Source organism: Synechococcus sp. Tobar12-5m-g, assembly GCF_024345415.1.
GTDB lineage: Bacteria > Cyanobacteriota > Cyanobacteriia > PCC-6307 > Cyanobiaceae > Regnicoccus.
Window position 1 is genome coordinate 19,126 of the sequence record NZ_JAGQBB010000014.1, and the last position, 13,709, is coordinate 32,834.

A 13,709-nucleotide genomic window follows, 5' to 3' on the forward strand; every position below is an offset into this window, starting at 1 on the left:
CAAGGGGCGCCGGAACAGCGCTGATAAGGTCTGCCGATGCTCGCACCCTCCCCGGCCGGCTTCCGTGGCCTGTTGCCGCTGCTGCAGCCCCACCGGCGCCGGTTGTGGGCCGGAGGAGCCTGCATGCTGGTGTTCGTGGCCTGCTGGCCGTTGCTGGCCTGGTTGGCCGGGAAGCTGATTCCGGCGATCGGTGCCGGCGATTTCCCCACCGTGCTGCGGGTGATCGGCCTGGCCCTGGGTGTGTTCCTGCTCCAGAAACTGGCCCAGTTCGGCCAGGACACGCTCCTGGCCGCCCCGGCCCTGCAGGTGAGCCAGGCCCTGCGCAGCCAGCTGTTCGCCCGCCTGCAGCGGCTGGAGTTCGGCGCCCTCGAAAAACTCTCGGCCGGCGATCTCACCTACCGCCTCACCGAAGACGCCGACCGCGTCGGCGAGGTGATCTACAAGACGATTCAGGACAGCACCCCCAGCCTGCTGCAGCTGGTGGCCGTGTTCGGCTTCATGGTCTTCCTTGACTGGAAGCTGTCGATGGCGACCCTGCTGCTGGCACCTCTGGTGGCCGTGCTGGTTAGCAGCTTCGGTGCCCGGGTGATGGGGGCGGCGGAGCGCAGCCAGAAACAGGTGAGTGAGCTGGCCGGCCTGCTGGGGGAGGCGATCAGCGGCTTGCCCCTGGTGCGGGCCTACGCCGCTGAACCCTGGCTGCAGAAGCGCTTCGAGCAGGAGATCGACCTGCACCGCCGCGCCCGCTACCGCACCTTGAAGCTGCTCGCCCTGCAGCATCCAGTGGTGGGCTTCATCGAGGCGGCCGGCATCCTCTCGGTGCTGCTGATCGGCGCCGCCCGCATCCAGGCCGGGGGCCTCGACAGCCAGGGGTTCAGCAGTTACGTGGCCGCCCTGTTGATGCTGATCGATCCGATCTCCCACCTCACCACCAACTACAACGAATTCCAGCAGGGCCAGGCCTCGCTGCGGCGGCTGAAGGAGATCGAATCGGGCGCCATGGAAATCCCCGACCATCCCGATGCCAGGCCCCTGGGGGCGGTGCAGGGGGAGTTGCGGCTCAACGGTGTCTGGTTTGGCTACGACCCGGAGCAGCCGGTGCTGCGTGACCTCGAACTCACGGCCAAACCTGGCCAGCTGGTGGCGCTGGTGGGTCCTTCGGGCGCCGGCAAAAGCACCCTGTTTTCGCTGTTGCTGCGCTTCAACACCGCTCAGCGGGGCCAGGTATTGCTCGACGGCCAGGATCTGGCCGGCCTGCGGGCCCGCGACCTGCGCCGCGCGGTGGCCCTGGTGCCCCAGCAGAGCAGCGTGTTCTCCGGCACGGTGGAGGAAGCGATCCGCTTCGGGCGCCCAGCCACGCTGGAGCAGGTGCGCCAAGCGGCCCAACTGGCCAATGCCGACGCCTTCATCGAAGCGTTGCCCGGCGGCTACTCCGCCCGGATCGAGGAGCGGGGCAGCAACTTCTCCGGCGGCCAGCTCCAACGGCTGGCCATTGCCCGCGCCGTGCTGGGCAACCCGGCAGTGATGCTGCTCGATGAGGCCACCAGCGCCCTGGATGCTGAATCCGAGGAGGCGGTGCAACGGGGCCTCAGCCAGGCGATGGCTGGCCGCACCGTGCTGGTGATCGCCCACCGCCTCGTCACGGTGCAGGGGGCGGACCAGATCCTGGTGCTCGAGGCCGGCCGCATCATCGAGCGGGGAAGCCACGATCAGTTGATGGCCCGGGCGGGTCGCTACCGCGAACTCTGCGACCGCCAGTTGATCCGAGTCGCGGTCTGAACGGCCCCCTTCAGTGCCTGCCTTGAGGGCTGCCAAACGTTGCGCCGTAACGTTCTTTCGTCCTGTGGTCTGACGCCTTGACCGACGCCTCTTCCCTGCCACCCGTGCTCACCTTCGAGGGCAGGCGCTACGACCTCAATGCCCTCCCCGACGACGTCAAGGAGTTGGTGCGGGGCATGCAGGTGGCCGATGCCCAGCTGCGCTTCCAGGAAGACACCCTCAAGGTGCTCGCCGTCGGTCGCCAGTCGATGGCCTTCCAGCTCAATGAGCGGCTGAAGGCGATCGAAGCGCTCCCCGAGGGCGGCTGAACGGGAGTGACAACCCCCCGGGGAGCCTGGCCCCGGCGCTTCAAAGGGCGGCGAGATCCTCGAAGCGGAAAGTCTGCTGGCTTGCTGCCTGGGTCTCACCGCCAGGGCCTGGGCCGGCTTCCGTCTCGATCACCCGCTCGCTGAGCACCCAGGGCCCCTGGCCGCCAAGCGGCACGAAGGTGTCGGTGAAGGTGCTGGTGCCCCCTTTGATGGCGCCGCTGGCCGGGTCGCTGTAGGAGCTGGTGTAGCAGCGGCTCAGGTAGCCGGCACCGGTGTCGGTGGTGGCCTTGGTGAAGATCGTCACCACGGTGCCGTGGATGTGCCGATGCACCATCGTCACCACGTTGTTGTTGATGCGATAACGATCACCGCTGTTCTTGCCCCCCACGATCACTTCCACACCCACCGCGTCGGTGTCGCCGGCGGTGAAGCTGTTCTCGCCGTGGGTCTGCTCGAAGCTGCGCCGCACCCGGTGGATGCAGACCTCCCAGAGCTGGGAGCCGATCGCCTTGTTCACCGCCTCGTCCTCGACGCCCTCCACCCTGGCCTTGAGGTCGGCGCCCACGGTGAACTGGCCCTGCACCCGGCGCTCCCCCTGCTCCCAGACGCAGCGACCCTGGTAGCCGCCGAAGCCGGGATCCCAGGTGTAGCGGTTCTCGTAGGCGGCCCGGAACAGGTCGCGCAGGTCGGTGCCGGGGGGGACTGGTGCATTGCCGGGGGAGACCGGGGCGCTGCTGGCCGGGGCGGGGGCGGTGCTGGTCAAGGCGATCCTGCGGCGGTTCCCGCAGCCTACCCAGCGGAGCCGGGGTGGATGTCCTGCAGGGCCACCACCGTGAGCTCCTGGCTCTGGAGGGTGGCGATCGCCTCCACTGCCGCCCGGGCCCCCGCCAGGGTGGTGACCGTGGGAACGGCGTAGTCGAGGGCGGCGCGGCGGAGGTACTTGTCGTCGTGGGCAGCCTGCCGACCGATCGGCGTGTTGATGATCAGCTGGATGAGGCCCGTGCGGATCGCGTCCTCGATGTTGGGACGTCCTTCGTGCACCTTGAGGATCGGCTCCACGTCCAGCCCGGCTGCCCGAAGCGCTTCGGCGGTACCGGTGGTGGCGATCAGGGCGAAGCCCAGCTCATGCAGGCGCCGGGCCACCGGCAGCAGGGAAGGCTTGTCGCGGTCGTGGGTGGAGAGGAACACCGTGCCGCCGGTGGGAAGCCCCTCACCGGCAGCGATCTCGGCCTTGGCATAGGCCATCCCGAAGCTGGCGGCGCTGCCCATCACCTCCCCGGTGGAGCGCATCTCCGGGCCGAGCAGGGTGTCGGAGCCCGGGAATCGCTTGAATGGCAGCACCGCCTCCTTGACGTTCTGCAGCGGTGGGTGGGGTTCGGCGATGAGGCCCAGCTCGGCCAGGCTGCGGCCGGCCATCAGCTGGCTGGCGATCTTGGCCAGCGCCACGCCGGTGGCCTTGGCCACGAACGGCACCGTGCGGGAGGCACGGGGGTTGGCCTCGATGATGAACACCCGCTCGCCCTGCACGGCGAACTGCAGGTTGATCAGCCCTGTCACCTCCAGGGCCAGAGCCAGATCCCGGGTCCACCGGCGGATCGTGGCCAGGGCCTCAGCGCCCAGCGACACCGCCGGCAGGCAGCAGGCCGAATCGCCGGAGTGGATGCCGGCCGGCTCGATGTGCTCCATCAACCCGCCGATCACCACCCGGCCTTCCCGGTCGGCCAGGGCGTCCACGTCCACCTCGATGGCGTTCTCCAGGTACTGGTCAATCAGCACCGGGTGGTCCGGTTCCACCTGGACGGCTTCGGCCATGTAGCGGTTGAGTTCAGCCTCATCGAACACCACCTCCATGGCGCGGCCCCCCAGCACGTAGCTGGGGCGCACCACGACGGGATAGCCCACCCGGGCCGCCACGCTGCGGGCCTCGGACTCGCTGCGGGCCAGGCCGTTGCGGGGTTGACGGATCTCGAGCCGACGCAGGATCGCCTCGAACCGCTCGCGGTCTTCGGCCGCGTCGATGGATTCGGGTGAGGTGCCCCAGAGGCGGGTGCCGGTGGCGCGGCCCTCCGGCGTGGCCAGCCAGCGCTGCAGTGGCAGGGCGAGCTTCAGGGGCGTCTGGCCGCCGAACTGCACGATCACCCCCTCGGGGTGCTCGGCCTCGATCACATTGAGCACGTCTTCGAGGGTGAGGGGCTCGAAGTAGAGCCGGTCGCTGGTGTCGTAGTCGGTGGAAACGGTTTCCGGGTTGCTGTTGACCATCACCGTGGCGAAGCCCTCGGCCTGGAGGGCGAAGGAGGCGTGGCAGCAGCAGTAGTCGAACTCGATCCCCTGGCCGATCCGGTTGGGTCCGCCGCCGAGGATCATCACCTTGCGCCGGCTCTCCGGCTGCACCTCGTCGGCCGGCGGCAGGGGACGAAGGCCACCCTCCTCGTCGATCCGCTCCAGGGGCCGCTCATAGGTGGAGTAGTGATAAGGAGTGGTGGAAGCGAACTCGGCGGCACAGGTGTCCACGGTCTTGAACACGGCGTTCACCCCCAGGCCCTGGCGGGTGCGGCGCACCGTCAGTTCGTCGCTGCCGGTGGCCCAGGCGATCTGGCGATCGGAGAAGCCCAGCTGCTTGAGCTCCAGCAGCTCCGCCGCCTTGAGGGCGTCGAGCGGACGGCCGCTGAGCAGGCGGGCCTGGGCCTCCAGAAGGCGGCGCAGCTTGGCGATGAACCAGGGGTCAATGGCGCTGATCCGGTGGATGTCCTGGTCGCTGCGGCCGGCCACCAGGGCGGCGCGCACCGCGAAGATCCGGTCCGGCGAGGGGGTGCGCAGCAGCCGGTCGAGGTCAGCGCCAGCGAGGAGCGGGTCGGGCCGGTCGCAGCCCCAGCCGGCGTGGCCGGTTTCCAGCGAGCGCACCGCCTTCTGGAACGATTCCTCGAAGCTGCGCCCGATCGCCATCGCCTCCCCCACGGATTTCATCGAGGTGGTGAGCACCGCGGGGCTGCCGCGGAACTTCTCGAAGGCGAAGCGCGGGATCTTGGTCACCACGTAGTCGATCGTGGGCTCGAAGCAGGCCGGGGTGGCGCCGGTGATGTCGTTGAGGATCTCGTCGAGGGTGTAGCCCACCGCCAGGCGGGCGGCGATCTTGGCAATCGGAAAGCCAGTGGCCTTCGAGGCCAGCGCCGAGCTCCGGCTCACCCGCGGGTTCATCTCGATCACCACCACGTCGCCGTTGGCGGGGTTGATGGCGAACTGGATGTTGCTGCCGCCGGTCTCGACGCCGATCTCCCGGATGATCGCGATCGATTGATCCCGCAGCCGCTGGTATTCGCGGTCGGTGAGGGTCTGGGCGGGGGCTACGGTGATCGAATCGCCGGTGTGGACCCCCATCGGGTCGAGGTTCTCGATCGAGCACACGATCACCACGTTGTCGGCCAGATCGCGCATCACCTCCAGCTCGAACTCCTTCCAGCCGATCAGCGACTGCTCGATCAGGATCTGGGAGACGGGGCTGGCCTCCAGGCCGCTCTTGCAGAAGGCGTGGAACTCCTCCGGGTTGTAGGCGATGCCGCCACCGGATCCCCCCAGGGTGAAGGCCGGCCGGATGATGCGGGGATAGCCGCCGATCTGCTCACCGACGGATTCGGCTTCCTCCAGCGATGAGGCGATCCCGGAGGGGCAGACCGCCACGCCGATCCGCTCCATCGCCTGCTTGAACAGGCTGCGGTCCTCCGCCTTCTGGATCGCGGCCAGGTTGGCGCCGATCAGCTCGACGCCGTAACGCTCCAGGGTGCCGTTCTCCGCCAGGGCCACCGCCAGGTTGAGGGCGGTCTGGCCGCCCATGGTGGGCAGCAGGGCATCGGGGCGCTCGATGGCGATCACCCGGGCCACCAGCTCGGGGGTGAGCGGCTCGATGTAGGTGCGATCCGCCATGTCCGGATCGGTCATGATCGAGGCGGGATTGGAATTGATCAGCACCACCTCGAATCCCTCTGCCCGCAGGGCCTTGCAGGCCTGGGTGCCGGAGTAGTCGAATTCGCAGGCCTGGCCGATCACGATCGGCCCGGAACCCAGCAGCAGGATGCGACGCAGATCCGTGCGACGGGGCATGGGGTGGTTCGAAGGCCAAACGGGCTTAGCCTCTCACGCTCTCAGCTGCTCCCTGGCCAGCTGAGGTGGTAGGCGTCGCTAACATGGAAGATCGTCACGACGTCCGACGGTTTCATGAGCGAACTCCAGCGCCTGAAGGGGCTCCTCCCTCCGGAGATGCAGAGCTGGGTGTTCGTGGAAGCCGCCGCCTCCGCCGATCCTGCCCTGATCACGATCGAGGAAATCGGCCGGGATGAAGTGGAAATCCAGCTGGATCTGGAGAAGTGGGACCAGCTCGCCCTTGATCACCGCAATCTGCTGTTCTGGCATGAGGTGGGCCGGGTCCAGAACGACGCCGTCCCCCGCGATGGCTGGGAAATGGCGGCCTTGGCGATCGGCCTGGGCGGTGCCATCGGCGAGCTGTGGGTGCAGGACGGCCTGCTGCTGGTGATGGCCATGGGCCTCTCGGGCTTCGCCGGCTACCGGCTCTACCTCAAGAACAACTCCGAGAAGCGCCTCCAGGACGCCATCGCGGCGGATGAGCGGGCCATTTCCCTGGCCACCCGCTTCGGCTACAGCCTGCCCAATGCCTACAAGAGCCTGGGCGGAGCCCTCAAGGAGCTGGTGGAGCAGACCCGCAAGAAACGCAAGCGCTCCTTCTACGAAGACCGGCTCGAAGCCCTGCGCAAGAGTGCGGAGAAGGCAAGGGCCGAAATGGCCCAGCAGCAGGGAAGCCGCCAGTCCGTCACCAGCGAGAACGTCTATGGATAGTGATCAGCTTGCCCGCCTTGCCGCCGAGGCCTGCGACGACCGGAAGGCGGTGGACATCCGGATGATCCGGGTCGATGCGGTGTCGTCGCTGGCCGACTGGTTCGTGATCTGCTCCGGGCTCTCCGATGTGCAGGTGAGGGCAATCGCCCGCTCGGTGGAGGACCGGTTGGAAACGGAGGCCGCCCGGTTGCCGCGAGGCAAGGAGGGCCAGCGGGAGGGCCACTGGGTGCTGCTCGACTACGGCGAGCTGATCGTCCATGTGCTGAGTGCCAGGGATCGCCAGTACTACGACCTCGAAGCCTTCTGGGGGCACGGTGAACAGGTGCCGTTCTTAAGCTCAGTGACTGCCCAGCCCGCCGACAGTCTCCCCGCGCGCGCCCATGGATCAGGTCTGCCCGTCATCGCCCTGTCCGGTGCCGACGAACCAGCGGCCCCTTGAGGAGTATCGCCAGCTCTGCGGGTCCTGGTTCTTCACCTGGCCCGCCACCACGCTCCAAGGGCTGATCCGCCCCCTGGCTTTTTGCTGGCTGCTGAGCCTTCCCCTCTGCCTGCTGATCGCCAGCGGAAGCTGGCCCCTGCGCCACGACATCCCCCGCCTCCTGCTCGCCGCGGCGGTGTCATCCGTTCTGCCGGCGGCATTCCTGTTGATGCGCCAGTGGCTCGGCTGGAACTACGTGCACCGGCGGCTGCGCTCGGAGCGGGTGGAGTACGAGGAATCGGGCTGGTACGACGGCCAGGTGTGGGAGAAGCCGCTGGCCTGGCGTCAGCAGGATCTGCTCGTGGCCCGCCATGAGGTGCGGCCGGTGCTGGCGCGGCTGGAGCTCGGCCTGGCGGTGGCTGCCGGCCTGATCCTGCTCGGGACTGGGCTCTGCCAGGCTCTTTGAAAACTCCCCGTTGATGACCCTGTCTTCGAGTTTCAGCGCCCCCCAGCGCCCGGGGGTACCGCCGCTCCAGGTGCTGCTGCTGCGCAACGGCATCACCGAGTCGGTGCACCGGGTGCACGCGGTGGTCTGCGACCAGCGGGGGCGGGTGCTGATGCGGGCCGGCGACCCCCAGCGGCTGTGCTTCGTGCGCTCCGCGCTCAAGCCCTTCCAGGCCCAGATGTTCGTGAGCAGCGGCGCCGCCGACCAGACCGGCAGCGGCGAGCGGGGCCTGGCGATCGCCTGCTCCTCCCATGCCGGCACGCCGGCCCATGCCCGCGAAGCCTTCAAGATTCTCTGGAGCGCCGATCTCGAAGCCGATCGTCTGCAGTGTCCGCCCCCCCGGCAGGGGGCCAGCCCCCTGGAGCACAACTGCTCCGGCAAGCACGCCGCCTTCCTCGCCACCTGCCGGCGGATGAACTGGGCGCTGGACACCTACCTCCAGATCGACCATCCCCTCCAGCAGCAACTGCTCAAACGGGTGGGGGAACTGCTCGGCCTGCCGGGTGCCGAGCTGGTCACCGCCCGCGACGACTGCGGCGCCCCCACCCTGCAGATGCAGCTCGCCCAGATGGCCCTGCTGTTTGCCCACCTCGGAGCCTCCGAGCAACCCGAGCTGGAACGGCTGAGCCGGGCGATGCTGGCCCACCCCGATCTGGTGGCCGGTGACGGCCGCTTCGACACCGAGTTGATGCGCCGCAGCCATGGGCTGGTGGTGAGCAAAGGCGGAGCCGAAGGCATCCAGTGCCTGGCCCGGATGGGCGAGGGCCTGGGCCTGGCGATCAAGGTGGAGGACGGTGCCAGCCGCGCCAAGCAGGCCGTGGTGCTGCACCTGCTCCGGCAGCTCGACTGGCTCACCCCCCTCACCCTCGAAGAGCTGGGCCAGCAGTTCCTGGTGCCGGGCCTGGGCCTGGAACTTGTGGTGAAGGGGGAACTGCGCTTCGACTGATCTCACCGGCGGCTGTGGCGGAGGGAATCCCAAAGCGAGAAGGCCAGAAGCACCACCCCGATCAGGCCGCTGAGCCATTCGGGCACATGCAGCCCCCAGCGGGTCAGCACCACGCCGAGCAGCATCAGCAGACCCAGGGCGCCGATGGCGTAATGGGCTCCATGCTCCAGGTAGATCAGCTGGTCGAGGGCCCTCTCGCGGCTCAGCATCACCGTGAGACCGCGCACGAACAGGGCGCCGAGGCCCAGGCCCGCCAGGATCAGGGGCAGCTGATTGGTGATCGCGAAGGCCCCGATCGTGCCATCGAGGCTGAAGGAGGCATCGAGCAGCTCCAGGTACACCAGACTGGCCAGGCCGCCCGAGGCGGCGATCCGCCCCATCGCCTCCTCTTCGCCGCCGAAGGCCTGGGCCAGGGAGGTGCTGATGATCTGCAGCACCAGGCCGATCAGACCACTGATCAGCACATCGGCGCGCTGGGAAGCCGGCAGCACCAGCGCCACCGCCAGCAGCACCAGCACCGCCAGGGCCGCCTCCAGGGATTCGATCCGCCCCGCCGAGCTGAGCCTCGACTCGATCCGCTGCCACCAGTGCAGGGTCTTGGCCTCATTGAAGAAGTAACGCAGGAAGACCATCAGCAGGAACATGCCGCCGAAGGCCAGGATGCGCGGCTCCGCGAGCTCGAGGAGCTCCTTGTAATGCTCGGGTTGGTGCAGGGCGGCATCCCAGGCCTCGGCTAGGCCCACCCCCCCGGCCAGGGCCACCAGCGCCAGGGGGCCGAGGAAGCGCACACCGAACACCGGGATCACCAGACCCCAGGTCAGGAAGAAGCGCTGCTGGCCGGGTGTGAGCCGCTCCAGCACCCGGGCGTTCACCACGGCGTTGTCGAAGGAGAGGCTGATCTCCAGCACCAGCAGCACCAGGGTGATCCAGGCCGCCTGCCAGCCCCGGCTGATCAGGATGGCGCTCAGACCGACCAGGCAGCAGAGCAGGGGCCACCGGATGTAGGGGAGGTAACGGCCCATGGGCGGAGGCGGACCATTGCCGGAAGGTACCCCTGGCTTATAGGATCACCGAGGTGAAGCCAAGCGGTGACATCCCAGTCCCCAGGTTCTCCAGCCTGGTGATTTGCAACGCGGGGTAGAGCAGTCTGGTAGCTCGTCGGGCTCATAACCCGAAGGTCAGGAGTTCAAATCTCCTCCCCGCCACCAAACGACAGAAAGCCCGGTGACCGCATGGTTTCCGGGCTTTTTGCTTGGATGGGCTGCTCGGTTCATCGTGCCCGGACTGGTTGCTTGGATGGGTGGATCTGGATAGGTGGATCGGATTGGCGGACCTGGATCGTCTGGAGATGACGGCCAGCCAGCGGGATGATCTCTCCGGCTTCGACGCGGTCGTGGTCGGATCCGGCGCCACCGGGGGGGTGGCCGCCATGGTGCTCTCCGAAGCGGGGCTGAAGGTGCTGGTGCTCGAAGCCGGCCCAGATCTGGACGCGGCCAGGGCCTTCGGCAGCGAACCACTCAACAGCCTGCGGCGGATCAGCAAGCTGAGCAGCGGCGTGCAACGGCTGCAGGCCCAGCACCCCGGTTACTGGAAGGCGAATCCCAACCTGTTCGTCGACGAGGGCCAGAACCCCTACACGACCCCCGAGGGTCGGCCTTTCCTCTGGAGCCGGGGCCGGCAGGTGGGGGGGAAAAGCCTCACCTGGGGCGGCATCACCCTGCGCCTCTCCGACTACGAGTTCAAGGCGGCCGAGCGCGACGGCCACGGCCCCGGTTGGCCGATCGGCAGCGCCGACCTTTCCCCCTTCTACGGCCGGCTGGAGCGGCTGCTCGGGGTGCATGGCCAGCGCGACGGCCTGGCCCAGCTGCCGGATGGGGACTTCCTGGCGCCCTTGCCGTTCACCCCGGCGGAGCAGCATCTGCGCGGGGCGATCGGCAGGGAGCTGGGTCTGCCGCTGATCCATTCCCGCGGTTTCGCCCTTGGCCGCCGCAGCGACGGCCAACCGTGGCCCCCCTCCAGTGCCCAGGCCGGCGCCCTCGGCCGGGCCCTGGCGACAGGCCGGGTGACCCTCCGCAGCAACGCCGTGGTCAGCCATGTCGAACTCGCGTGCAGCGCTGGAAGCGGCCAGGCCAGGGCCAGCGGCGTGGTGTTCGTCGAGCGGATCGGCGGCCAGCGGCGGCGGGCGACGGCGGGCCTGGTGGTGCTCTGCGCCTCCACCCTGGAATCGGTGCGGATCCTGCTGCACTCCAGCTGCGAGCATCGGGCCGGCGGCCTGGAGGATCCCTCAGGTTGCCTGGGTCGCTACCTGATGGATCACATCTCCAGCTGCCGCTTCTTCGCGATCCCCGACCAGCCGGCTCCCAGGGAGCCCACCGAACTCTCTGCCGCCGGCAGCGCCTTCATCCCCAACACCGTGAACCTGGGGGACGGGGACCCCCTGCCGTTCCTGCGGGGCTATGGGATCTGGGCGGGGCTGCAGCGCTTCGATCCCCCCGGCCTGCTCAAGCGCCGCCACAGCGAGGCGGTCGGCTTCCTGATCGGCCATGGCGAGGTGCTGCCCCAGGCCCACAACCGGCTCACCCTCAACGCTGGCGCCGTCGATGCCTGGGGCCTGCCCACCCCCCACATCGACTGCCGCTGGGGCGAGAACGAAACCCGCCTGGTGGAACACATGCAAGCCCGCATGGCGGCGGTGGTGGCAGCGGCCGGCGGCCGGATCCAGGCCCTGGAGGACCTGTTCCTGATTCCCCTGGCTGAGCCGTTGCTGCGCCGGGGGCTGGCCCTGGCCGATGGGGCGCCCCCCCCCGGCTACTACATCCATGAGCTGGGCGGCGCCCGCATGGCGATCGCGCCGGAGCAGGGGGTGGTCGACCGCTGGAACCGCTGCTGGCAGGCCCCCAACCTGCTGGTCACCGATGGGGCCTGCTGGCCCAGCTCCGGCTGGCAGAGCCCCACGCTCACGGAGATGGCGATCACCTGGAGGGCCTGCGAGCGGGCGGCAGCGGACCTTGTGCGCGGCTCCTGACCTGGCCTGGATTCTGGTGTCAACGACCACAACCTCCGAGACGGCCCCACCGCACAATCACGGGGCGACCTTTCACAGGGTCGGGCAAGGGAGAAACCAAAGCGGGGGCGTTGCGTCCCCGCTTTTTTATGGGCGTCAGCCGGGATCCTTCCGCAGGAACAGGCCGTTCAGGTAGTGCTGGGTGACGTTGCGATCGGTGCAGCCGTTCTGAAACAGGAAGCTGGCCAATGCCGAGCTGACCAGCCGGTACTGGTCCCAATGGGGGTGGCAGCGGATGAACTCACGCATCCCGTTGAAGAGCACCTCGGGAATCTCCGCCTCCAGGCTCACCAGCTCAGCCAGCTCGGCCCCACCATCCCGTCCCGGGCCTTGATCCAAACCGTTGCTCAAGACCCAGTCCCGCATTCGTGAGCCCCAAGCAAGCCACAGACCAGGGCCCGGCGTCAAAACGGGCCATCCCAGCGATGCCCACGCAGAACCGCAGTGAGACAGCCTGCCGCCAGCACTGTTTTCAGTGGTCCCCCCGGAGGTGAGCGGACCGGAAAAGTCCTGGCTCGCGGCTGTCAAGTTCTGGCGTCTGAATCGGTCAAAATCCCCAGGGGCTTTGCTTTCAAGCCGCTTCCAGGCGACCGGTCTGTGGAAAAAGCCACCTTTCGCTGTGGAAAAGCCCGGTCCTCTGGGGAAATCGCCCCTCGATCAGAACAACTTATCTGTCATTTGTCTCTTGGGACTCGGCGGCGACCGAGACGGCTGCGCCGCCCGCCGCCAGGGTGCGGGGACCCAGGGGATGGTCGGCCTGGGGGTAGGGCGCGTGGGTGTGGCCCGGCCCATGGCCGTGGCTGTGATCGTGAGATTGCTGATGGCCCAGGGGGATCGGAACCCCGTCGGGCTGGCAAGCCCCGGTGCACTCCCGCTCGCAGAGGGTGCACCCCTCGATCAGCCCCTCGACATGGTGGTGGTGGCTCTGCTGGGGGGCTCCAACTTCGGTCTCGAAGCCCAGCACCTGGGCGCGGTACTTGCAAAGCGCGCAGTTCATCTGGGTGTCACCCCGCACCACTTCCGCCACCCGTTCCCGGAAGGTGTCGATCACCAGGGGATGGTCGCCCAGGTAGGAGGCCTGGAGAAACTCCAGCTCGGGGTGATCGGCCGACACCCGCTCGGCATGGTGCCTGATGCGGCTCACCAGCACGCCGGAGAAGAGGAAATAGGGGAACACCACCACCCGCGGGAAGCCGAGCTTCACCACATGGCGCAGACCCGGCTCCACCAGGGGGAAGGTGACACCGGAGTAGAGCGTTTCACCCCAGCCGAAGCCCATCCCCTCCACCAGCATCCGCGTCACCTTCGAGACGTTGGAGTTGGCATCGGGATCGGAGGAGCCCCGGCCCACCACCACCAGAACGGTTTCATGCAGGGAAGCCTGGCTGGAGCCCGCCTGGAGTGCCTCGCGGATGCGGGCGGCGGCGGCCTGGATCATCTTCAGGTCGATGCCCAGTTCACGGCCGTAGTCGATGGGCAGGCCGGTTTCGGCGGCGTAGGTGTTGAGCACCGAGGGGATGTCGTTCTTGGCGTGTCCGGCTGCGAACAGCATCCCCGGCACCGCCAGCACCCGGGTCACCCCCTGCTGCCGCAGGCGCTCGAGGCCATCGCGCAGGATCGGGCGGGCGAATTCCAGATACCCGTACTCCACCGGCACCGCAGGCATCCGCTGGCGCAACCCGGCGGCGAGCTGGGCGAATTCCGCAACCGCCTGGCGGTTGCGACTTCCGTGGCCGCAGAGCAGCACACCAAGCTTGTGATCGGGGCCTGACTCTGGGGGGGAGAGGGGCGGGGAAGAAACCATGGGCTGACCTGCCTGGGTGGACCCTATCGCTCCCCCCGGGCTG

Annotated in this window: 11 protein-coding genes, 1 tRNA gene and 1 pseudogene; 8 read left to right on the plus strand and 5 right to left on the minus strand. The window is 68.4% G+C overall.

The window, feature by feature from the left end:
• The first annotated feature begins 36 nt into the window (after positions 1-36).
• The gene (locus KBY66_RS09830; protein ID WP_255089192.1) at positions 37-1,776 is read left to right on the plus strand and encodes an ABC transporter ATP-binding protein; all 1,740 of its coding nucleotides are present in this window, start codon (positions 37-39) and stop codon (positions 1,774-1,776) included.
• A gap of 77 nt (positions 1,777-1,853) precedes the next feature.
• Complete coding sequence (locus KBY66_RS09835; protein WP_255089194.1) at positions 1,854-2,084, plus strand: DUF6447 family protein; 231 nt, start codon at positions 1,854-1,856, stop codon at positions 2,082-2,084.
• Positions 2,085-2,124: 40 nt separating this feature from the next.
• Here the strand turns inward: KBY66_RS09835 and KBY66_RS09840 are convergent, their stop codons facing one another.
• A complete protein-coding gene (locus KBY66_RS09840; RefSeq protein WP_255089196.1) occupies positions 2,125-2,847 on the minus strand; it encodes a DUF3386 domain-containing protein in 723 nt (240 codons plus the stop codon).
• Positions 2,848-2,873: 26 nt separating this feature from the next.
• Positions 2,874-6,179, minus strand: a complete 3,306-nt coding sequence (gene carB, locus KBY66_RS09845) for a carbamoyl-phosphate synthase large subunit (protein WP_255089200.1) — start codon at positions 6,177-6,179, stop codon at positions 2,874-2,876.
• A 114-nt stretch (positions 6,180-6,293) separates the two neighbouring features.
• Between carB and KBY66_RS09850 the strand changes: the two genes are divergently transcribed.
• The 4 genes and pseudogenes from KBY66_RS09850 (at position 6,294) to KBY66_RS09865 (ending at position 8,798) form a co-directional block, all read left to right on the plus strand.
• Positions 6,294-6,929, plus strand: a complete 636-nt coding sequence (locus KBY66_RS09850) for a DUF3318 domain-containing protein (RefSeq protein ID WP_255089201.1) — start codon at positions 6,294-6,296, stop codon at positions 6,927-6,929.
• Positions 6,922-7,278, plus strand: a pseudogene (rsfS, locus tag KBY66_RS09855) (ribosome silencing factor); the annotation flags it as partial. The gene KBY66_RS09850 and the pseudogene rsfS, both read left to right, overlap by 8 nt.
• A 31-nt stretch (positions 7,279-7,309) precedes the next feature.
• Entirely contained in the window at positions 7,310-7,813 is a 504-nt protein-coding gene (locus tag KBY66_RS09860) for a CGLD27 family protein (RefSeq protein ID WP_255089202.1), read from the plus strand.
• A 13-nt stretch (positions 7,814-7,826) separates the two neighbouring features.
• Positions 7,827-8,798 carry an asparaginase gene (locus KBY66_RS09865; protein ID WP_255089204.1) on the plus strand — a complete coding sequence of 324 codons (972 nt, stop codon included), beginning with the start codon at positions 7,827-7,829 and terminating at the stop codon, positions 8,796-8,798.
• A gap of 2 nt (positions 8,799-8,800) precedes the next feature.
• On the opposite strand, the gene KBY66_RS09870 is transcribed toward KBY66_RS09865, so the two are convergent.
• Positions 8,801-9,820, minus strand: a complete 1,020-nt coding sequence (locus KBY66_RS09870; protein WP_255089205.1) for a DUF475 domain-containing protein — start codon at positions 9,818-9,820, stop codon at positions 8,801-8,803.
• Between the two features lie 109 nt (positions 9,821-9,929).
• On the opposite strand from KBY66_RS09870, the gene KBY66_RS09875 reads away from it, so the two are divergent.
• A tRNA-Met gene (locus tag KBY66_RS09875) sits at positions 9,930-10,006 on the plus strand.
• A 140-nt stretch (positions 10,007-10,146) separates the two neighbouring features.
• A complete protein-coding gene (locus KBY66_RS09880) occupies positions 10,147-11,823 on the plus strand; it encodes a GMC oxidoreductase (RefSeq protein ID WP_255089276.1) in 1,677 nt (558 codons plus the stop codon).
• Between the two features lie 135 nt (positions 11,824-11,958).
• Here the strand turns inward: KBY66_RS09880 and KBY66_RS09885 are convergent, their stop codons facing one another.
• Both KBY66_RS09885 and KBY66_RS09890 read right to left on the minus strand, forming a co-directional pair.
• Positions 11,959-12,201 carry a DUF2811 domain-containing protein gene (locus tag KBY66_RS09885; RefSeq protein ID WP_255089206.1) on the minus strand — a complete coding sequence of 81 codons (243 nt, stop codon included), beginning with the start codon at positions 12,199-12,201 and terminating at the stop codon, positions 11,959-11,961.
• 328 nt (positions 12,202-12,529) lie between these two features.
• Positions 12,530-13,666 (minus strand): sirohydrochlorin chelatase, encoded by a 1,137-nt coding sequence (locus KBY66_RS09890; protein ID WP_255089208.1) that lies wholly within the window; start codon positions 13,664-13,666, stop codon positions 12,530-12,532.
• Between the last annotated feature and the right edge of the window lie 43 nt (positions 13,667-13,709).

Coding starts and splice junctions, on each gene's coding strand:
- KBY66_RS09830 (WP_255089192.1), top strand. CDS start 37: ATGCTCGCACCCTCCCCGGCCGGCTTCCGTGGCCTGTTGCCGCTGCTG.
- carB (WP_255089200.1), bottom strand. CDS start 6,179: ATGCCCCGTCGCACGGATCTGCGTCGCATCCTGCTGCTGGGTTCCGGG.
- KBY66_RS09850 (WP_255089201.1), top strand. CDS start 6,294: ATGAGCGAACTCCAGCGCCTGAAGGGGCTCCTCCCTCCGGAGATGCAG.
- KBY66_RS09860 (WP_255089202.1), top strand. CDS start 7,310: ATGGATCAGGTCTGCCCGTCATCGCCCTGTCCGGTGCCGACGAACCAG.
- KBY66_RS09865 (WP_255089204.1), top strand. CDS start 7,827: ATGACCCTGTCTTCGAGTTTCAGCGCCCCCCAGCGCCCGGGGGTACCG.
- KBY66_RS09870 (WP_255089205.1), bottom strand. CDS start 9,820: ATGGGCCGTTACCTCCCCTACATCCGGTGGCCCCTGCTCTGCTGCCTG.
- KBY66_RS09880 (WP_255089276.1), top strand. CDS start 10,147: ATGACGGCCAGCCAGCGGGATGATCTCTCCGGCTTCGACGCGGTCGTG.
- KBY66_RS09890 (WP_255089208.1), bottom strand. CDS start 13,666: ATGGTTTCTTCCCCGCCCCTCTCCCCCCCAGAGTCAGGCCCCGATCAC.